This is a genomic window from Croceibacter sp., from assembly GCF_002716225.1.
Taxonomy (GTDB): Bacteria; Bacteroidota; Bacteroidia; order Flavobacteriales; family Flavobacteriaceae; genus Croceibacter; species Croceibacter atlanticus.
Genome location: NZ_PAZX01000008.1, coordinates 125,520 through 145,368 on the forward strand (window position 1 = coordinate 125,520; position 19,849 = coordinate 145,368).

The following is a 19,849-nucleotide window of genomic DNA, read 5'->3' on the forward strand; positions in this document are numbered from 1 at the left end:
GATATGATTTATAAAAGAAGTAGTGCCCTTTTTGCTGAAGCCCAAAAGGTAATTCCTGGTGGTGTAAACTCACCAGTAAGAGCATTTAATGCAGTTGGCGGCACACCTATTTTTATTGAAAAAGCAAAAGGCGCCTACCTANANGATGCAGATGGCAACACCTTTATAGACTACATAGCGTCTTGGGGACCAATGATTTTAGGACACGCTCACCAACCTGTAATTGATGCAGTAGTAGAAAAAGCAAAGTTAGGAACCTCNTTTGGTACACCAACTGAAATTGAAACCAAAATTGCAGAGCTTGCCGTATCTATGGTTCCAAATATAGATATGATTCGCTTTGTAAATAGTGGNACAGAAGCCTGTATGAGNGCAGTACGTTTAGCACGAGGCTTTACAGGAAAAGAAAAAATCATAAAATTTNCGGGATGCTATCACGGCCATAGCGACTCATTTTTAATACAAGCTGGTAGTGGAGCAGTAACATTTGGAAGCCCGAACTCTCCTGGTGTAACCCAAGGCACAGCCAAAGATACATTGCTAGCAAATTANAATGATATTGAAGGTGTAAAAACACTTATTGAAGCTAATATNGGCGAGATAGCTTGTATCATCTTAGAACCTGTTGCAGGAAATATGGGGTGCATTTTACCACAAGATAATTTNTTGCAAAAACTGAGAACGCTTTGTGANGAGCATAATATCNTATTAGTTTTTGATGAAGTTATGACCGGATTTAGACTTGCAAAAGGTGGCGTACAAGAACTTTACAATGTAAAAGCAGATATTGTAACCTTTGGAAAAGTAATTGGTGGCGGTTTACCTGTTGGTGCATTTGCAGCACGCAAAGAGATAATGAACCACTTAGCACCACTTGGTCCAGTTTACCAAGCTGGAACACTAAGCGGAAATCCATTAGCAATGGCAGCTGGCTTGGCAATGCTTACAGAAATAAACACTAATACAGATTTATTTAAAAGCTTAGCAGATAAAACAGAATATTTACATAANGGAATTACTGAAGCGCTAGAAAAAAACAATATTACTCATNCTATAAATAGACAAGGCTCTATGATNTCTGTGCATTTTACAGATGTAANTGTCACTGATTTTGAAACAGCTGTAAAAGGTAATAATGATACGTTTAAACGCTTTTTCCATCATATGTTGGATAACGGTATTTACATTGCACCAAGCGCTTTTGAAAGTTGGTTCTTAAATGATGCATTGAGTTATGAAGACTTGGATAAAACAATTGAAGCTATAGCAAGTTTTAAAGGTTAAGAACATCTATTTTTATTCTGAAGTTAATTCAGAATCTATTACAATAACTATAAAAAAAGACCTTGAAAACAATTCAAGGTCTTTTTTCTGTTTAAATGTAATTTAAGAGATTGCAGATTTAAATATTCATTTTCAACAACTCATCTAAATAATCCCGAGTATTAGATAATCGCGGAATTTTATGTTGTCCTCCAAGTTTGTCGTTTTTCTTTAACCATTCATAAAACAACTTGTCTTTNGCTTTGTGAACNGTNAGCATATTTAAGGTCATATTATTATAACGCTTAGCTTCATAATCNCTATTAATAGTTTGCAAACTATCATCTAAACATTTTTGAAATTGCTCTAAACTTTCAGGTGCTTTCTTAAATTCTATAATCCACTCGTGTGCGCCTTTTTCGGTGCCTTCCATAAAAATTGGTCCTGCAGTATAATCTACAATCTCACAATTTGTTTGCTGTGAAGCCTTTCTTAATGCTTCTTCGGCATTTTCAATAATAAGCTCTTCCCCAAACACATTTATGTGATGCTTTGTACGNCCTGAAACTCGTATTCTATAAGGACTTAAACTTGTAAATCTAATTGTATCTCCAATTTTATATCGCCACAATCCTCCATTAGTGGTAACTATAATGGCGTAATTTTTATTTANCTCTACTTCAGATAAAGGAATAACACTTTCCTCTTCGCTACCGTANCTATCCATTGGTATAAATTCATAAAAAATACCATAGTCNAGCATCAACAATAAATCACGACTATCATTTTTATCTTGAATTGCAAAAAAGCCTTCAGAAGCATTATATATTTCATAATACTTCACTTTTTCAGAAGACATAATTGCCTTGTATTGATCNCGATAAGGTTCAAAACTTACACCGCCATGAAAATAAACCTCTAAATTTGGCCAAACGTCATGTATACAAGACTTGCCAGTTGTTTCGAGTACATTATTAAGCAATACTANCATCCAACTTGGNACTCCAGCTAGACTNGTTACATTTTGNGTAATGGTTTCATCTACAATGGCCTGCATCTTAGTTTCCCAATCGCTCATTAAAGAAATTTCATTGCTTGGTGTACTACTATACGTGGCCCAAAAAGGCATATTATCTATTAANATNGCCGATAAATCACCATAAACAGTNCCNTTCTCTTTATATAAATCTTTGCTTCCGCCTAGGCGTAAACTTTTTCCTGTAAACAAATTGGCTTCAGGATTATTATTAAGATACATGCACAACAAGTCTTTACTACCTGCATAGTGGCAATCTTCGAGAGAGTCTTCACTTACAGGAATAAATTTACTTTTGGCATTTGTAGTACCGCTNGATTTGGCAAACCACTTAATAGGTGTTGGCCAGAAAATGTTGTTTTCACCGCTTCGGCTTCGCTCTATGCGCTCAGTATATTGTTCGTAAGATTGAATAGGAACACGCTCCGAAAAGGTTTTATAATTTGTAATCGTATCAAAACCATAGGTTTTACCCATTTCTGTATCTTTTGCTTTATACAGTAACTGGTGTAAAAGTTCATGTTGCACCTCATTAGGATATTTTATAAATAATTCCATTTGGTGAATCCTCTTTTTTAAAAACCAGGAAGCAACAGAATTGACTATGGGAAATGGCATACGTTGACTATCTTTATGCCACTAAAATTAATAAAAATAAGTTATGCAATACCAAGGCGTCTTAACAAAGATGCAAACAGAATTAGCAAGTCCGGTACAATACTATCTNGTTTTTGAATCNTCNTTCATACATATGAANCAACTTATNGATAAAACCTTATCTATNGAGTTTGTTCGTTACCAATGTTTAGCTTGTGGAAAAGACAAAAAGATTTACCGCCAAGGCTACTGTTACGATGATTTTTTTAACCAACCTCAAGCTGGAGATTGGATAATGAAACCAGAATTGAGTACTGCCCATCTAGATATTGAAGATAGAGACCTCGAGTATGAAAAGAAGGTACAACTAAAACCGCATATTGTTTATTTAGCAAATTCTAGCAATGTAAAAGTTGGCGTAACTAGAAAAACACAAGTTCCTACACGTTGGATAGACCAAGGCGCTCACGAAGCTATTGAAATTGTAGAAGCACCAAACAGATATCTTGCAGGTATTACAGAAGTTGCCTTAAAAGAACATGTGGCAGANAAAACCAATTGGCGCTCAATGNTAAAAAATGATATTAAAGATGAAAATTTAGTAGCGGTAAGAGACCANCTTAAACAATATATTCCAGATGAGGCTCTGCCCTATTTTATTGAAAGNAACAGTGAAACCAATATCGATTTTCCTGTAGTGCAATATCCTGAAAAAGTAAAGAGCTTAAATTTAGATAAGACCCCAATTTTTAAAGGCACNTTAAAGGGCATAAAAGGNCAATATCTTATTTTTGAAGACAACACCGTTTTTAATGTTAGAAATTGGGAAGGCTATGTTGTTGATTTAAATATTAGTTAATAAGNAAAACTTAATATGAATCGAAAGTACATATACCCCATTTTAACCATATTAGCAGTTTCTATAATTTACATTGTAAATAGTTATTTAGATGAAAAAGAGCGAGAGCCTTTAATTGAAGAAGCTAAAGAACTTAAAAAAACTACAAACAGTAACTTCTTACCAACCTCAACAACAGGTGCTATTGTACATCATAAGTATTACTCCTTATCTTATTCTGAAGACAATGAGCAAGCCGAATGGGTTGCCTATGAGTTGAAAAAAAATCACATCTCTAGAAATGATTTTAAAAGACCTTATTTTGAAATAGACAATAGCGTTCCAACAGTGTCGGCCGATTGGAGAAACTACAAGAATTCTGGTTATGATAGAGGTCATTTTTGCCCAGCAGGAGATCGAAAGTTTTCTAAAGAAGCGTTTACTGAAACTTTTTTAACCAGTAATATTTCACCACAAGATCACGATTTTAATGCTGGTATTTGGAATAGGCTAGAACAAAAAGTGCGGTATTGGGCTACAAAATATGATGGTGTTTATGTAGTTACTGGNGGCATATTAAATGACACNGAAATAACCATAGGAGACGAANATGTTACCGTTCCTAAATACTTTTATAAATTAGTTTTAGACTACAATAATGGNAAGCCAAAACTTGTAGCATTTTTATTTCCTCATAGAGAATCCAATAAACCTCTCTATGATTTTGTTACGACTACAGACAAAATTGAAGAATTAACTGGCATTGATTTCTTNCCTCATTTAGAAGATGACNTTGAAGATAAATTAGAGGCTTCTAACAATTATAAAGGTTGGAGTTTTAGATAAAGAAAATCCGTGTCAAGCACAAAATAACAAGAGCGTTGAAAATCCTGCGTTAGGGATTGAACGGTTTGTTTGAACTCTTTTTGCTTTTCGCAAAAAAGTGAGTAGTGAAAGCCCGACCGAATATAATGAGGGAACGCCCAAATAAAAAAACCTGCCAACATTAAGTTGACAGGTTTTAAATTTATAGTGAAGACATTCCTGCATTAGCAGGTATTTGTCTTACATCATTCCTGGCATTCCGCCACCCATTGGAGGCATTCCGCCACCAGCGTTATCTTCTTTAATATCGATTAAAGCACATTCTGTAGTTAAGATCATTCCGGCAACAGATGCAGCATTTTCTAATGCTATACGTGTTACTTTTTTAGGATCTATAATTCCAGCTTTAAGCATATCTACGTATTGTTCTGTTTTAGCATCATATCCAAAGTCTTTCTTACCTTCAAGAACTTTGTTAATAACAACAGAACCTTCGCCACCTGCATTTTGTACAATTGTACGTAATGGAGCCTCGATAGCTTTAGATACAATCTGTATACCGGTAGTTTCATCTAAAGTTTCAGAAGTTAATTTCTCTAAAACTTTTTTAGCGCGCACTAATGCAACACCACCACCAGCAACAATACCTTCTTCTACAGCTGCACGAGTTGCATGAAGTGCATCATCTACACGGTCTTTTTTCTCTTTCATCTCAACTTCACTTGCAGCACCTACATAAAGTACAGCAACACCACCAGAAAGTTTAGCTAAACGCTCTTGTAATTTTTCTTTATCGTAATCTGAAGTTGTNGTTTCAATTTGAGATTTAATCTGATTAACACGATTCTTAATCATGTCTTTATCTCCAGAACCATTTACAACTGTTGTGTTATCCTTATCTATAGTTACAGTTTCTGCTGTACCTAATTGCTCGATAGTTGCATTTTCAAGAGNAAAGCCTCTTTCTTCAGAAATTACCTGACCACCAGTTAGGATTGCTATATCTTCAAGCATTGCTTTACGACGGTCTCCAAATCCTGGTGCTTTTACNGCTGCAATTTTTAAAGAACCGCGTAATTTATTTACTACAAGAGTTGCCAATGCTTCACCATCTACATCTTCTGCAATAATTAACAACGGCTTACCTGTTTGAGCAACTGGCTCTAAAACTGGTAATAAATCTTTCATAGAAGACACCTTCTTATCTACTAAAAGAATGTAAGGGTTCTCTAGGTCTGTTGTCATCTTTTCGCTATCTGTAACAAAGTATGGCGATAAGAAACCACGGTCAAACTGCATACCTTCAACAACATCTACATACGTATCTGTTCCTTTAGCTTCTTCAACAGTGATAACACCTTCTTTTCCTACTTTACCAAATGCCTGTGCAATAAGCTCACCAATTTGGTCATCATTGTTTGCAGAAATAGATGCTACTTGCTTAATNTTTTCTGAAGAGTTACCTACTTCTTTAGATTGCTTTGCAAGGTCTTTTGTTAATGCCTCTACAGCTTTATCTATACCGCGTTTTAGGTCCATTGGGTTAGCACCTGCAGCAACATTCTTTAAACCTTCTGCTACNATTGCTTGAGCCAAAACTGTAGCAGTAGTTGTACCGTCTCCAGCTAAATCATTAGTTTTTGAAGCTACTTCTTTAACCATTTGCGCTCCCATATTTTCAAGAGCGTCTTCTAATTCTATTTCCTTAGCAACACTAACACCATCTTTTGTAACCTGTGGTGCTCCAAATGATTTGCTAATAATTACGTTACGACCTTTTGGTCCTAAAGTTACTTTTACTGCGTTAGCTAAAGCATCGACACCACGTTTAATGCCGTCTCTTGCTGCTAAATCAAATTTTATATCTTTTGCCATTTTATAAATTCTTTATGCAANAAGCNTTAAGNTNNTANNCTNATNCTTTATNCTGTTTTTACTTTAATTAAATTGAAAANGNGTNNNANCCANAAANTGGNNNACACNATTTTATATTTAGATTACTGCAAGAATATCATCTTCNCGCATCATTAGGTAATCATTACCTTCTAANTTAAGCTCTGTNCCAGAGTACTTACCGTAAAGAACNATATCTCCAACCTTAACGGTCATNTCNTGNTCTTTNTTACCGCCACCTACAGCGACAACTTTACCTTTTTGTGGTTTTTCCTTTGCTGTTTCTGGGATATATATTCCAGAAGCAGTTTGAGTTTCAGCGGCTTGAGGCTCTACTAAAACACGATCTGATAATGGTTTAATGTTAAGTGCCATTGTCTTTATTTTTAGTTATTAGTTAAATTAATTTTATGACTTAATACTATTCCAAAAGTATGCCACCACTACGCTTATGACATATAACAAACAAAAAATGCCAGCTTGTCATAAGCTGGCAATTTGTATTGTAAATATGTCTTTAAAACTACTGTACGCTATCTGTAGCTTGTGTTGTAGTTTCAGCATCGTTTGTTGCAGGTGTAGATTGCGGAAGTGTTGTTGCAGGTACTGCATCTTCATCTAAAATACGAGACTCTGTATTTACAGCGCCACCAAATAAATTAATGTTAGACAAAAGGATTAATGCTAACATTACAGTTGCAAGTGTCCACGTACTTTTATCTAAAAAGTCGGTTGTTTTTTTAACACCACCTAATTGTTGTGTACCACCACCACCGAAAGATGAAGATAAACCACCACCTTTTGGGTTTTGTACCATTATTACGACGATTAGCAAAAATGCTACGATAACTATTAGGACTAAGAATATTGTAAACGTGCTCATTATTATTGTTTTTCTATCAGGGTTTCTATTTCCCGAATTTGGTCTGCAAAGAAACTACTTTTTTCGGGATTTTTCAAAATTAATATTTTATATGCTTGAATTGCTTTCTTATAATTTTTCTGCTCTAAGTAAACTCTTGCCAAAGTAGCCGTCATTAGGCTTTCTTGAGGCACTTCGTTGTCTTTTAAAAAGTTAGCATTAAGTGGTGTTTTCTTAGGAACTATCTTAGGATTTGAAGCAATAAAATTATCTATTAATTCAAATTTCTTCGCTTTTTCGTCACTTTCTGCCCTATTTCCTATTTTAGAGTCTGAAACTGGGTTTTCTAATGTTTCAGAAGATCTGTCTATAGGCTTTACAGCTGTTAGTTGTAACCACTCAGAAAAGCTATGAGACTCAGACTTATCAAACTCTAATGGTTTTCCTATTTGAAGCTTATCCTTTATCTCTTCTTCTGAAGCTTGATTTACTTTTACCGCTTCATCTGCACTTAAATTTTCTTCTTTAGGTGCTGTTTTTAAAGGTTTTGCTGGCAATTCAAACAAATCTTCGTCAAATACTTGATGCGCCTCTTTAAGTTTCATCTTTATTGCATCATCAATAGCTACACTTTTTTGAGTGATAACTTCTTCGGGCTCAAAGACTGTAATATTTCTTAAATAGTCATCTCGAGATTGAAGGGTGTTTGCAATTTCATTTTGTGAAAATTCTTCTGAAGTAATGTATTCAAACAAAACACTTCTATCTACTGTATGTGCTGCAGTAGTCTTTAACTCTTTATTATAAGAAAAGCTTTCTGAATCTTTTAAGCCTTTTAACTGCATAGCCCTTGCAGATTGCATATACGGAAACTCTTCCACGATTGCCTCTAGGGCTCTAGTTTGAGATGCAGTTAGTTTTGAGGGCTGCTGTAAAAGTGCTATAAATTCTGTTGTATTCAAATTACCAGTTTGCTAATGTTGCATTAAAAATGTCTTGTGTAAGACGTTCATAGATTTCATCTAAAGCTGTAGCTAAAGTGCTTCCTATTAATTGTTGCCCACCAGGATAATCGTAGTAAAACGAAAAGCGTCTTTCCAGATCATTTTCTGGTTCGAGAGTATTTATAAACCTAATGTTTACAGATATTGTTAACCTGTTTTGTGCAGCTGTATTTTCTGCAACTGCTGTTATTGGCGCAATATAATACTCTGTAATTTCACCTTCATAAATTAAATCTGCACCTTCTGTAGACAAGCCTAAATTTGTTTGATTTTGAATAAGGTCTTGTAGCTCTAATCTAAACGTACGTTCTATTCCTGGCTCAACTATAGATGCGTTGTTGTTTATATAGTTAACCTGGAACGTCTTAGCCTCGCCAACATCTGCTCCTGAGAAGGAATAAATTCCGCAAGATGTTATACTAAAAGCAAGGCATATAATAACAATAAGTTTTAATTTCATAACTGTGTGATTTACCATCTTAAAATGGTTTTAGTTTAGGTCGTATTGCTTAATTTTTCTATATAAAGTGCGCTCGCTTATTCCTAGTTCTTGTGCAGCGGCTTTTCGTTTTCCGCCGTGACGTTCTAAAGATTTTTTTATAAGTTCAAGTTCCTTGTCTTGTAAGGATAATGTTTCCTCTTCTTCTATTTCTTCAGCAAAATGATATTTGTCTTCTTTGCGTTCTGCTGGGTGATTGTTTTCTGGAATTTGAAGGACCTCAAACTTGTCTTCTAATTCTTCCTCAAATTCTGCCACCTCATCATCTTCACCATAAATTTTTTGAATTAAGCTTTCATTATCTTCTTTAACCTGACTTGAATCTCCATTTTTCATTAACTCCATAGTGAGTTTTTTCAAGTCATTTAAATCACTTTTCATATCGAAAAGAACCTTGTATAAAATTTCGCGTTCATTACTAAAGTCGCTATCCTTTTTTGTTTTAGAAACCACAGCAGGTAAGTTTTTGCCCATATCTGGCAAATATTCTCTTAGTGAGCGAGCATCTACCTCTCTAGATTGCTCTAGTACAGAAAGTTGTTCTGCAACATTTCTTAACTGTCTTATATTACCAGACCATCTGTAGTTTTGCAGTAATGCAGTTGCCTCATCTGTTAAACGCACGGTTGGCATTTTATATTTTAAGGCAAAGTCTGAAGCAAATTTTCTAAATAGCAAATGAATATCTTCTTCACGCTCTCTTAAAGGTGGCAACTCAATCTCGATTGTGCTTAACCTGTAATATAAATCTTCTCTAAATTTTTCTTTATTAATAGCTTCAAACATATTTACGTTTGTAGCTGCTACAATACGAACATTTGTTTTTTGAACTTTTGAAGATCCTACTTTTATAAACTCTCCATTCTCTAAAACACGTAATAAACGTACTTGAGTTGGTAGTGGTAACTCACCTACCTCATCTAAGAATATTGTACCACCATCTGCAACTTCAAAATAACCATTTCTAGTTTGTGTAGCTCCAGTAAAAGCACCTTTTTCATGACCAAAAAGTTCACTATCTATAGTTCCTTCTGGAATTGCACCACAGTTTACAGCTATATACTTGGCGTGTTTTCTATGCGAAAGGGAATGTATTATACGCGGTATACTTTCTTTACCTACACCACTTTCTCCTATAACCAATACAGAAATATCTGTAGGAGATACTTTTATTGCTTTCTCAATAGCTCGGTTAAGCTTGGTATCATTACCTATTATACCGAAACGTTGTTTTGTAACTTGAACTGACTCCATAATGCTGGTACCTGAAACTACAGGTTTAATTTAAAATTCTACTTAATTAGTACCACTATAACCTATAGCGTTACCAATTAACGTGGCACTCGTACAATCATGAATTTTTACGTTTACTAAATCTCCTACTTTATAATGCTGTTTTGGAAATACTGCCACTGCATTTTGTGATGTACGACCACTCCATTCTTTATCAGATTTTTTTGATTCTCTTTCAACAAGAACCTCTACAGTTTTACCAATATTCTTTTCAGTTTGAAGTTGACTTAGTTGTCTCTGCAATGCTACAACCTCAGAAAGCCTTCTTTTCTTTACCTCTTCTGGCACGTCATCTTCCATTTTACGACCAGCCATTGTACCAGGTCGTTCTGAATATTTGTACATATACCCGAAGTTATATTGTACTTTTTCCATTAAAGATAATGTGTCTTTATGATCTTGCTCGGTTTCTGTAGGAAATCCTATAATCATATCTTGAGAGATACTACAATCTGGCATATAAGCCCTAATAGTATCAATTAAACTAAAATACTCTTCTCGCGTATGCAACCTATTCATTTCTTTAAGAATGCGATCGCTTCCGCTTTGCACAGGTAAGTGTATGTGTTTACAAATGTTGCTGTAGGCTGCCATTGTTTTAATCACATCTTCTGTCATATCCTGCGGATTAGATGTGGAAAAACGAATTCTCATACTAGGAAATGTTTCTGCAACCATTTTTAATAATTGCGGAAATCCTGTTGCGGTAGCCTGTTGCATAGGAGTTGCCTTGCTAAAGTCTTTTTTCATACCACCACCATACCAAAGGTAGCTATCTACATTTTGACCTAATAAGGTAATTTCTTTATAACCGTTTTCTGATAAGTTTCTTACTTCATCTAATATACTCTGCGGATCTCGACTGCGTTCTCTTCCTCTAGTAAAGGGGACAACACAGAACGTGCACATATTATCACAACCTCTTGTTATGGATACAAACGCAGATACACCGTTGGTTTGCAATCTCACTGGAGAGACATCTCCATACGTTTCGTCTTTAGATAAAATTACATTTACAGCATCTCTACCTTCTTCTACCTCTTTTATAAGGTTTGGTAAATCTTTATAAGCGTCTGGTCCTACAACTAGATCTACAATTTTTTCTTCTTCTAAAAATTTACTTTTTAAACGCTCTGCCATACAGCCCAAAACACCAACTTTCATATTAGGATTATGATCGCGTTTTACAGCATTATATTTCTCTAACCGCTTTCTTACAGTCTGTTCTGCTTTATCTCTAATTGAACAGGTATTAACCAAAACCAAATCTGCATCTTCTAAATTTGGAGTAGTATTAAAACCTTCTTTAGCCATAATAGAAGCTACAATTTCACTGTCACTAAAATTCATAGCACAGCCATAACTTTCAATAAAAAGCTTACGCTTATTAGTAGCGTCCTGCTCTAAGACAAGGCTATTACCTTGTAATTTTTCATCTAAAATCTTTTCCATAACATCTTGCCTTCCGAAGAAATTGAATGCAAAGATAGGGCTTCATTATCGAGTGACAAAGTGTCAGCTATTATTTATAATTTTCTACGCAACGTTTTATAAAATTTTGCATCTTTAATGTATACTAAACAACTCACTATGAAAGCCTTTTACCGCATTAGCCTTTTTGTTATTTCACTGCTAATAGTTAGCTGTGACCAAGATGATAATGGTGATTTTATTGATTATCAAGTTGCTATTCCTGTAACACAATCTTTAGCAGATTTTAGAGCATCTGTAAGTATTGAAGATCCTCAACCAATACAGCAATCAGGAAAAATTTACACGTATGAAGATTATATGTTTGTAAATGATTTTTTTCAAGGCATACATATTATAGACAACTCTAACCCTGAAAACCCAGTAAAACTTAGCTATCTAAAAATTCCTGCAAATCAAGATATTGCTGTAAAAGATGATATTCTATATGCAGATAGCGGAATAGATTTAGTGGCATTCAACATTTCGAACATCACTAATATTACAACTGTAGCCAGATTAGAAAATGTGTTTCCAACCTATAATGAGCTAACTCCAGAAGGTGCAGACTTTATAGATTATTCTACTTTTAATGCAGATGAAGACGTAATTGTTGGCTTTACCATAGAAACTAGAAGAGAAGAATTTTATGATACAGCCGTAGTTGAAGCGTCAAATGATGCTGGTTCTGGGAATACTGGACAAGGCGGATCTTTAGCTAGATTTAATATTACAGGAGATTTTCTGTATGCCGTAGACAATTTTAGCTTAAATGTTTTTGACATCACAAATCTTGACAACCCACAAGATTTAGGCGAAGAACATGTAGGCTGGCAAATTGAAACTATTTTTAGTTATGAAGACTATCTTTACATAGGTAGTACTGCAGGTATGTTCATTTATTCTTTAGACACACCTTCTAGCCCTACATACCAATCAGAAATATCTCATATTGTAGGTTGCGATCCTGTAGTTGTACAAGGTAACTTTGCTTATGTTACAATTCGTGGTGGTAATCTTTGCGGACAAGATCTAAGTATTCTAGAAGTTATAAACGTTGAAGATAAACAAAACCCTTTTATATTAGAACAATACAGCTTAGACCAACCTTATGGATTAGGTGTAAAAGATGATTTGGTTTTTGTTTGTGACCAAGGTGTAGGCTTACGTGTTTTTAACGCTAGCCAGACACCAGTTTTAGAACAAATTCAGCTTTTCGAAAATGCTACTGCATTAGATGTTATTCCACAAGACGACAAGTTGATTATGGTAAGCGAAACTGCAATTTTTCAATATTTATATACCGAAGACGGCCTAACATTGCTAAGTGAGTTTAACTTACTATAAATTAAGTTCATAAACATTTTAAATCTTTTTAATTCTGCTACCTTTGAGAAGCTAACTAAAACCAATTGTTATGTTTCAAGAATTACAAAGACGAATAGATACAGCCAAAGAATTAGATTTTGGCAGCATCTTTCAACGCAGTTTAGATTTATTTAAGGAAACTTGGGTACAAGGGCTTATAATAACGCTAATAAGTATTGCTATCACGTTACCTTTAATAATGTTAATATACATTCCAATGATTGTATATGGTATAGCAGACCCAAGTGCTTTTGAACAAGGTGACCTTTCAGCTTTACCCATTTTTATAATGGCAATCACACTAATTGTGGTTATTGTAATAATCTCTGCTTTAAGTTTTGCGTTACAAGCTGCTTTTTTTAAAATGATTAAAAAAATAGACCACAAGGAAACTAATGAAGATGTAAATTTCTTCATGTACTTTAAACAACCATATTTAAAGAAATCTTTAATCCTTAGTTTAGCATTAATAGGTATAGCACTGGTATCTGCATTATTATGTTATTTACCTTTAATATATGCTATTGTACCTCTTCAATTTTTTGTTTTATTTTTTGCATTTCATCCAGAATTAAGCATATCAGAAGTCATTAAGCTAAGTTTTAAGTTAGGTAACAAAAAATGGCTTATTACCTTTGGGTTAATTCTTGTTGCAGGAATTTTAGCCCAATTTGTGGGTATGTTACTATGTTTTGTAGGCGTCTTTTTCACTGCATCTTTTGGCTACTTACCACTTTACCATATATATAAGGACGTTATAGGGTTTGATAATCAACCTGAAATTTTCGAAACAAACAGCATCTAAAACATTATAAATAAGACTATAAATTAACCGTTGGAAAGATATTTTTCACGGTTAATTTTTTTTTACCCTACTTTTGCACTCTCTTATATAGGAAATATGGCAAAGAATTTAGTGATTGTGGAGTCTCCGGCAAAAGCCAAGACAATTGAAAAATATTTAGGTAAAGATTATAAAGTAGAGTCTAGTTACGGACACATTGCAGATCTTCCCTCAAAAGAATTAGGTGTAGATGTAGAAGGTGATTTTTCTCCAAAATATGTAGTATCTAAAGACAAGAAAGATGTAGTTAGAAAACTAAAAAAACTTGCTAAAGATGCTGAAACTGTATGGCTAGCAAGTGATGAGGATCGCGAAGGAGAAGCTATTGCGTGGCACCTTTTTGAAGAATTAGACCTTAAAAGTGAAAGCACTAAGCGTATTGTATTTTCTGAAATTACTAAAACTGCAATCGAGCGTGCAATAAAAAACCCAAGAGGTATTAACTATAATTTAGTTAATGCACAGCAGGCAAGACGCATTTTAGATAGACTTGTAGGTTATGAGATTTCTCCAATTTTATGGAGAAAAGTAAAAGGAGGCCTTTCTGCAGGTAGAGTACAGTCTGTGTCTGTTCGATTAATTGTTGAGAGAGAACGTGAAATATTAGATTTTTCTCCTGTTGGCTCTTACAGAGTAGATGCAGAATTTAAAACAGAAGACGGCGCTTCTTTTAAAGCAAAGCTTCCAAAGAATTTTGACACTAAAGAAGATGCAGAAGCATTTTTAAAAGACAATTTAAATGCAGATTTTAAAGTAGGAGATCTTACTAAAAAACCTGCTAAGAAATCACCTGCACCACCATTTACAACATCTACCTTACAACAAGAAGCATCACGTAAACTATACTATTCTGTAAGTAAAACCATGACAATGGCACAACGCTTATATGAAGCTGGTATGATTACATATATGAGAACAGATAGTGTAAACCTTAGTGACCAAGCAAAGAAAGGTGCAGAGAAAGAAATAAAGAAAGCTTACGGAGACAACTTTCATAAATCTAGAAATTATAAAGGCAAAAGCAAAGGTGCACAAGAAGCACACGAAGCTATTAGACCAACAGATTTTTCTAAGCACACTATTTCTGGAGACAGTGATCAAGTAAGACTTTACGAACTTATCTGGAAACGCGCAATTGCATCACAAATGAGCGATGCGCAGTTAGAACGTACAAACGTAAAGGTAGAAGCAAACACTCACGACAAGCAGTTTACTGCTAACGGTGAAATGATAAAATTTGAAGGTTTCTTAAAAGTATATCTAGAAGGCTCAGATGATGAAGACCAAGAGCAAAGTGGTTTATTGCCAAATATGAAAGTTAACGATGCTCTAGTAAATTCATACATTACAGCAACAGAGCGCTTTACAAGACCTCCAGCAAGATACACAGAAGCTGCTTTGGTTAAAAAGTTAGAAGAGCTTGGTATAGGTAGACCATCTACTTATGCACCAACAATTACCACAATACAAAACAGGAAGTATATAGAAAAAGGAACTGTAGATGGCGTAGAAAGAGATTATGCCAAACTACAACTTAAAAATAATAAGGTTTCAGAAAAAACTATGACTGAAACTGTAGGAAGCGACAAAGGAAAACTTGTACCTACAGATGTAGGTATGGTTGTAAATGATTTCCTTGTACAACACTTCTCCTCTATTCTTGATTACAACTTCACTGCAAAAGTTGAAGAAGACTTTGATGATATTGCAGATGGTAATGAAAAATGGAAAGATATGATGAAAGACTTTTACAAAGACTTTCATCCTAAAGTAAAAGATGTTGCAGAAAATGCAGAACGAGAGGTAGGAGAACGCATACTTGGGAAAGACCCTAAAACAGGAAAGCCTGTAAGTGTACGCTTAGGTAAGTTTGGGCCTATGGTTCAAATTGGTTCTGTAGAAGATGAAGAAAAACCATTATTTGCAAGTTTAGGACCAAACCAATCCTTACAAAGTATCACGTATGAAGAAGCTATGGATTTATTTCAGCTTCCAAAAGAAATTGGCGAATATAACGGCGAAAAAGTTGAAGTAAACAATGGGCGCTTTGGTCCTTATGTTAGATACGGAAAGACATTTGTTTCTTTAGACAAAGGAGAAGACCCTCTAGATGTCTCTATGGATCGTGCTTTAGAACTCATTAAAGCAAAAGAAAAAGCAGACGCGCCAATTTATCATTATGAAGATTTACCAGTTCAAAAAGGTGTTGGTCGTTTTGGCCCGTACATTAAGTGGAATGGTATGTTTATTAATGTAAATAAGAAATATGACTTTGACAATCTAACTAATGATGACATAGTAGAGCTTATTGAAATTAAAAAGCAGAAAGAAATAGATAAAGTTGTTCACAACTGGGAAGATGAAGGCATACGCGTTGAAAAAGCGCGTTGGGGAAGACATAATATTATACAAGGAAAAGTAAAGGTTGAAATTCCTAAAACTGTCGATGCTCAAAAGCTTACCTTAGAGAAGGCCCAAGAATATATTGAAAAAAAGAAGCCAAAGAAAAAAGCAACTAAAAAGAAAACTACAGCTAAGAAGAAAACAGCTACAAAAAAGAAGACAACAACTAAGAAAAAGTAGTTAATAAATGACAAAGTTCAATTTTATGAAATCTCTAGATTTCTGTTAAAACTTTGTACATTTAGAGTTTTCTAAAAATCGAATATTTTATGAGTCTTGAGGTTCTAAAACCTGTAAGTAAAAATGTACTTGCTCACAAAACGTTGTTGCATGAACATACAATTGGTAACGCTATAAAAATCCATAGTCAACAAGAAGGACTACCTTCTCTTGCAAATGTAAACATTGCAATTTTTGGAGTTTTAGATAGCAGAAAAACTCAAGACTATTTAGGACAAGAGTTTGATTTTGATGAAATTAGAACATCTTTCTATGAGCTATTTCCTGGAAATTGGCATCTCAATATTGCAGATTTAGGAGATTTAGAAAAAGGACACTCTGTAGAAGATACTTATGCAGCAGTAACTGCCATCACAAAAACACTTTTAAAGCAAAACATTATCCCAATAATTTTGGGTGGTGGCCAAGATTTGGTATATGCTCAATACCGTGCATATGACAATGAGGAGTATATGGTTAATCTAGTTAATGTAGACGCTCACTTTGATTTAGGAAACGCAGACGAGTCTATGGACAATCGCTCCTTCATGAGTAAGATTGTTATAGACAAGCCTTACAATCTCTTTAATTACTCCAACATAGGTTACCAAACCTATTATAATGCTCAAGAAGAAATAGATTTAATAGAACGCCTTTATTTTGACGCAATACGTCTTGGCGAAGCTACTCATGATATAAAAACAGTTGAACCTGTTATGAGAGATGCCAATATTGTTTCTGTTGATATTTCTTCATTAAATGCTTCGAGTTTAGGAAGCCATTCACACAAATACCCAAATGGATTTGATGGAAGGGAAATTTGCAGTATTACAAGATATGCTGGCTTAAGCGATAAAGTTAGCTCGTTTAGTATTTGTGAGTTACAGGGCAAGACACAAAATGAAACTTCAGCAATGCTGGTAGCACAAATGCTATGGTATTTTATTGAAGGTGTAACATTTAGAAGAAATGAACATACTATTTCAGCGAAAAAAGAGTTTATAAAATATCAAGTTCCTATTGACGAGGAGATCTTGGTTTTTTATAAAAGTCCGTTGTCTGAAAGATGGTGGATTGAAATTCCATTTTTTTCAGACATTGATACTAAATTGAATAGAAGCACGTTATTACCTTGCAATCAGCAAGATTATTTAGAGGCGTGCAACCAAAATATTCCACAAAGATGGTGGAAAGCTCGTCAAAAGAATGAATTGTAGATTAAACGTATAATAAACTAAATATCAGATTAAGGTTTTTTTAACTTATTTAATTGGTTTTTTGAAATTAATTAGATAGGTTTACGGCCTTGATTTAACAACAACTTAACCTAAACGTAGTTATGAAGAAAGTTTTAATGCTTTTTGCTTGTGTCGCATTCCTTGCAAGTTGCGGAAACGGAGATCGTGGACAGCTTGTAGGCGCCAAAGGAAAACGATGGCATCCTGAAAAGCCTTATGGAATGACAACTGTATCTGGAGGATCATTTATCATGGGTAAATCTGATGATGATATTGCAGCCCTTAAAAACGCACCTACTAAAACTGTTACAGTACGTTCATTTTATATGGATGAAACTGAAATCACTAACTCAGAATACAGACAATTTGTAGAATGGGTTAGAGATTCTGTTGTAAGAATGAGACTTGCAATATTAGCAGATGAACTTGGTGAAACACCAGGAACTGGTGGTATTGGAGAATATGCATTTCTTGACCAAGATCCTGATAATCTTACCCCTTATGAACAATACATGTTAGATAACTATGCAGGGCTAGGAGAAACAGGTTATGAAGGTCGTAAAATTAATAGAGAAATAGACCTTATTTGGGAAACTGAAGAGTATCCAGATGAATACTATGTTGAGGTGATGGATACAATGTATTTACCTCAAGAAGAATCTTACAACGGCCAACGAACTATGGACGTTAGTAAATTTGAGTTTCAATACACTTGGATGGACATTCAAGCTGCAGCAAGAGCTAAAAAAGGAAAAAGAAGTGATTTTATTAAAAGAGAAAATGTAAAGATTTATCCAGATACTACGGTTTGGATCAAAGATTTTAGTTACTCTTATAATGAGCCAATGCACAATGATTATTTCTGGCATGCTGCTTATGATGATTATCCTGTAGTTGGTGTTTCTTGGCAACAAGCTAAAGCATTTTGTGCTTGGAGAACATTAGAACATAATTCATACAGAAAAGAAAAAGGACAACATTTTGTAAATACATATAGGCTTCCTACAGAAGCAGAATGGGAGTATGCTGCTCGTGGTGGTATAGAGTCTGCTTCATATCCTTGGGGTGGCCCTTACACAAAAAATGATAGAGGTTGTTTTATGGCTAATTTCAAACCATTACGTGGTGATTATGCTGCAGATCAAGCTTTATACACTGTAGAGGCAAAATCTTTTGAACCAAATGATTTCAATCTATACAACATGGCAGGTAACGTATCAGAATGGGTAGATTCTTCTTATGACCCTTCTTCTTACGAGTACTCTTCATCTATGAACCCAAATGTTAACGATGTTAGCAACAAGCGTAAAGTTGTACGTGGTGGTTCTTGGAAAGATGTTTCTTACTTCCTACAGGTAAGTTCAAGAGATTATGAGTACGCAGATTCTGCTAGAAGTTATATTGGCTTCAGAACAGTACAAGATTACTTAGGAAATGATTTAGACTTAAATCGTCCTCCTCAATAAAAGATCAAAAACAACTACTTAAATAAACCCTTAACTAAAACTAACCTCTATTAACTTAGAGAACTTAAAACTACTTAAATTATGGCACAGTCAAAGTCAGGAAAAAAATTAATGAACATGGTATACGGTCTAGGTGCGGCCGTTGTAATCTTAGGAGCACTATTTAAAATTATGCACTGGCCTTTTGGTAACGAAATGCTAATTATAGGTTTGATAACAGAAGCACTTGTATTTACAGTTTCTGCTTTTGAGCCTGTAGACTCAGAACTTGACTGGTCTTTAGTATACCCTGAATTAGCTGGTGGAGCAGCTAGCGGTAAAAAAACTGTAGCTCCAACAGATGCTGAAGGTGTTTTATCTAAGAAATTAGATGCAATGCTTAAAGAAGCTAAGATAGATGCAAACTTAATGAGCAGCCTTGGTGATAGTATCAAGAATTTTGAAGGTGCTGCTAAAAATATGTCTCCTACTGTTGATGCTATTTCTTCTCAAAAGAAATATAGTGAAGAGTTAACTCTTGCTGCTGCACAAATGGAAACATTAAACAACCTTTACAAAGTACAGGTAGAGTCTGCTGCTAAACAAAGTGAAGCAAATACTGCTGCTGCAGAAAATGCTGTTGCTCTTAAAGCACAAATGGAATCGTTAACTCAAAACTTATCTTCATTAAACGGCGTTTACGGCAATATGTTAAATGCTATGGGTAACAACAGAGCCTAATTTTAATTTTT

At 34.7% G+C, this 19,849-nt stretch carries 17 protein-coding genes; 9 read left to right on the forward strand and 8 right to left on the reverse strand.

Annotated elements, in window-relative coordinates; translation table 11 throughout:
* Nucleotides 1-3: 3 nt before the first annotated feature.
* Nucleotides 4-1,284: a glutamate-1-semialdehyde 2,1-aminomutase gene (gene hemL, locus CL818_RS06525; protein WP_286972376.1), complete on the forward strand. Its 1,281-nt coding sequence runs from the start codon at nt 4-6 to the stop codon at nt 1,282-1,284.
* Nucleotides 1,285-1,402: 118 nt separating this feature from the next.
* On the opposite strand, the gene CL818_RS06530 is transcribed toward hemL, so the two are convergent.
* Nucleotides 1,403-2,917, reverse strand: a complete 1,515-nt coding sequence (locus CL818_RS06530) for a GH3 auxin-responsive promoter family protein (RefSeq protein ID WP_286972377.1) — start codon at nt 2,915-2,917, stop codon at nt 1,403-1,405.
* A 43-nt stretch (nt 2,918-2,960) separates the two neighbouring features.
* Here CL818_RS06530 and CL818_RS06535 point away from each other — a divergent pair, with 43 nt between their 5' ends.
* Together CL818_RS06535 and CL818_RS06540 are read left to right on the forward strand one after the other, a co-directional pair.
* Entirely contained in the window at nt 2,961-3,755 is a 795-nt protein-coding gene (locus CL818_RS06535) for a DUF2797 domain-containing protein (protein ID WP_286972379.1), read from the forward strand.
* A 15-nt stretch (nt 3,756-3,770) separates the two neighbouring features.
* Nucleotides 3,771-4,580, forward strand: coding sequence for a DNA/RNA non-specific endonuclease (locus tag CL818_RS06540; protein ID WP_286972381.1), 810 nt, complete (start codon nt 3,771-3,773; stop codon nt 4,578-4,580).
* A gap of 219 nt (nt 4,581-4,799) precedes the next feature.
* On the opposite strand, the gene groL is transcribed toward CL818_RS06540, so the two are convergent.
* The 7 genes from groL to miaB all read right to left on the reverse strand — a co-directional run bounded on the left by groL (nt 4,800) and on the right by miaB (nt 11,562).
* Nucleotides 4,800-6,434 carry a chaperonin GroEL gene (gene groL / locus CL818_RS06545; protein WP_286972383.1) on the reverse strand — a complete coding sequence of 545 codons (1,635 nt, stop codon included), beginning with the start codon at nt 6,432-6,434 and terminating at the stop codon, nt 4,800-4,802.
* Nucleotides 6,435-6,551: 117 nt separating this feature from the next.
* Nucleotides 6,552-6,827 (reverse strand): co-chaperone GroES, encoded by a 276-nt coding sequence (locus CL818_RS06550; RefSeq protein WP_286972385.1) that lies wholly within the window; start codon nt 6,825-6,827, stop codon nt 6,552-6,554.
* Nucleotides 6,828-6,975: 148 nt separating this feature from the next.
* Nucleotides 6,976-7,335 (reverse strand): preprotein translocase subunit SecG, encoded by a 360-nt coding sequence (gene secG / locus CL818_RS06555; RefSeq protein ID WP_272973306.1) that lies wholly within the window; start codon nt 7,333-7,335, stop codon nt 6,976-6,978.
* Nucleotides 7,336-7,337: 2 nt separating this feature from the next.
* Nucleotides 7,338-8,276, reverse strand: a complete 939-nt coding sequence (locus CL818_RS06560; RefSeq protein WP_272973305.1) for a DUF8458 domain-containing protein — start codon at nt 8,274-8,276, stop codon at nt 7,338-7,340.
* A gap of 1 nt (nt 8,277) precedes the next feature.
* Nucleotides 8,278-8,778 carry an LptE family protein gene (locus CL818_RS06565; RefSeq protein ID WP_041240840.1) on the reverse strand — a complete coding sequence of 167 codons (501 nt, stop codon included), beginning with the start codon at nt 8,776-8,778 and terminating at the stop codon, nt 8,278-8,280.
* Nucleotides 8,779-8,808: 30 nt separating this feature from the next.
* On the reverse strand, nt 8,809-10,071 hold the full coding sequence (locus CL818_RS06570; RefSeq protein ID WP_013185909.1) for a sigma-54 interaction domain-containing protein: 1,263 nt from the start codon (nt 10,069-10,071) through the stop codon (nt 8,809-8,811).
* 42 nt (nt 10,072-10,113) lie between these two features.
* Nucleotides 10,114-11,562, reverse strand: a complete 1,449-nt coding sequence (gene miaB / locus CL818_RS06575; protein WP_272973304.1) for a tRNA (N6-isopentenyl adenosine(37)-C2)-methylthiotransferase MiaB — start codon at nt 11,560-11,562, stop codon at nt 10,114-10,116.
* Between the two features lie 138 nt (nt 11,563-11,700).
* Here miaB and CL818_RS06580 point away from each other — a divergent pair, with 138 nt between their 5' ends.
* The 6 genes from CL818_RS06580 (at nt 11,701) to porL (ending at nt 19,838) form a co-directional block, all read left to right on the forward strand.
* Nucleotides 11,701-12,927 carry an LVIVD repeat-containing protein gene (locus tag CL818_RS06580; RefSeq protein WP_272973303.1) on the forward strand — a complete coding sequence of 409 codons (1,227 nt, stop codon included), beginning with the start codon at nt 11,701-11,703 and terminating at the stop codon, nt 12,925-12,927.
* Between the two features lie 70 nt (nt 12,928-12,997).
* On the forward strand, nt 12,998-13,753 hold the full coding sequence (locus tag CL818_RS06585) for a hypothetical protein (protein WP_272973302.1): 756 nt from the start codon (nt 12,998-13,000) through the stop codon (nt 13,751-13,753).
* Nucleotides 13,754-13,849: 96 nt separating this feature from the next.
* The gene (gene topA, locus CL818_RS06590) at nt 13,850-16,375 is read left to right on the forward strand and encodes a type I DNA topoisomerase (protein WP_272973301.1); all 2,526 of its coding nucleotides are present in this window, start codon (nt 13,850-13,852) and stop codon (nt 16,373-16,375) included.
* A gap of 89 nt (nt 16,376-16,464) precedes the next feature.
* Complete coding sequence (locus CL818_RS06595; RefSeq protein WP_013185914.1) at nt 16,465-17,631, forward strand: formimidoylglutamase; 1,167 nt, start codon at nt 16,465-16,467, stop codon at nt 17,629-17,631.
* Between the two features lie 122 nt (nt 17,632-17,753).
* Nucleotides 17,754-19,118 carry a T9SS ring complex lipoprotein PorK/GldK gene (gene porK, locus CL818_RS06600; protein ID WP_013185915.1) on the forward strand — a complete coding sequence of 455 codons (1,365 nt, stop codon included), beginning with the start codon at nt 17,754-17,756 and terminating at the stop codon, nt 19,116-19,118.
* An 81-nt stretch (nt 19,119-19,199) separates the two neighbouring features.
* Nucleotides 19,200-19,838 carry a type IX secretion system motor protein PorL/GldL gene (porL, locus tag CL818_RS06605; protein WP_272973300.1) on the forward strand — a complete coding sequence of 213 codons (639 nt, stop codon included), beginning with the start codon at nt 19,200-19,202 and terminating at the stop codon, nt 19,836-19,838.
* Nucleotides 19,839-19,849: the final 11 nt, after the last annotated feature.

Bases quoted from the DNA above. Each gene is read 5' to 3' on its own strand.
- secG (WP_272973306.1), bottom strand. From the start codon at position 7,335: ATGAGCACGTTTACAATATTCTTAGTCCTAATAGTTATCGTAGCATTT.
- CL818_RS06565 (WP_041240840.1), bottom strand. From the start codon at position 8,778: ATGAAATTAAAACTTATTGTTATTATATGCCTTGCTTTTAGTATAACA.
- CL818_RS06570 (WP_013185909.1), bottom strand. From the start codon at position 10,071: ATGGAGTCAGTTCAAGTTACAAAACAACGTTTCGGTATAATAGGTAAT.
- miaB (WP_272973304.1), bottom strand. From the start codon at position 11,562: ATGGAAAAGATTTTAGATGAAAAATTACAAGGTAATAGCCTTGTCTTA.
- CL818_RS06580 (WP_272973303.1), top strand. From the start codon at position 11,701: ATGAAAGCCTTTTACCGCATTAGCCTTTTTGTTATTTCACTGCTAATA.
- CL818_RS06585 (WP_272973302.1), top strand. From the start codon at position 12,998: ATGTTTCAAGAATTACAAAGACGAATAGATACAGCCAAAGAATTAGAT.
- topA (WP_272973301.1), top strand. From the start codon at position 13,850: ATGGCAAAGAATTTAGTGATTGTGGAGTCTCCGGCAAAAGCCAAGACA.
- CL818_RS06595 (WP_013185914.1), top strand. From the start codon at position 16,465: ATGAGTCTTGAGGTTCTAAAACCTGTAAGTAAAAATGTACTTGCTCAC.
- porK (WP_013185915.1), top strand. From the start codon at position 17,754: ATGAAGAAAGTTTTAATGCTTTTTGCTTGTGTCGCATTCCTTGCAAGT.
- porL (WP_272973300.1), top strand. From the start codon at position 19,200: ATGGCACAGTCAAAGTCAGGAAAAAAATTAATGAACATGGTATACGGT.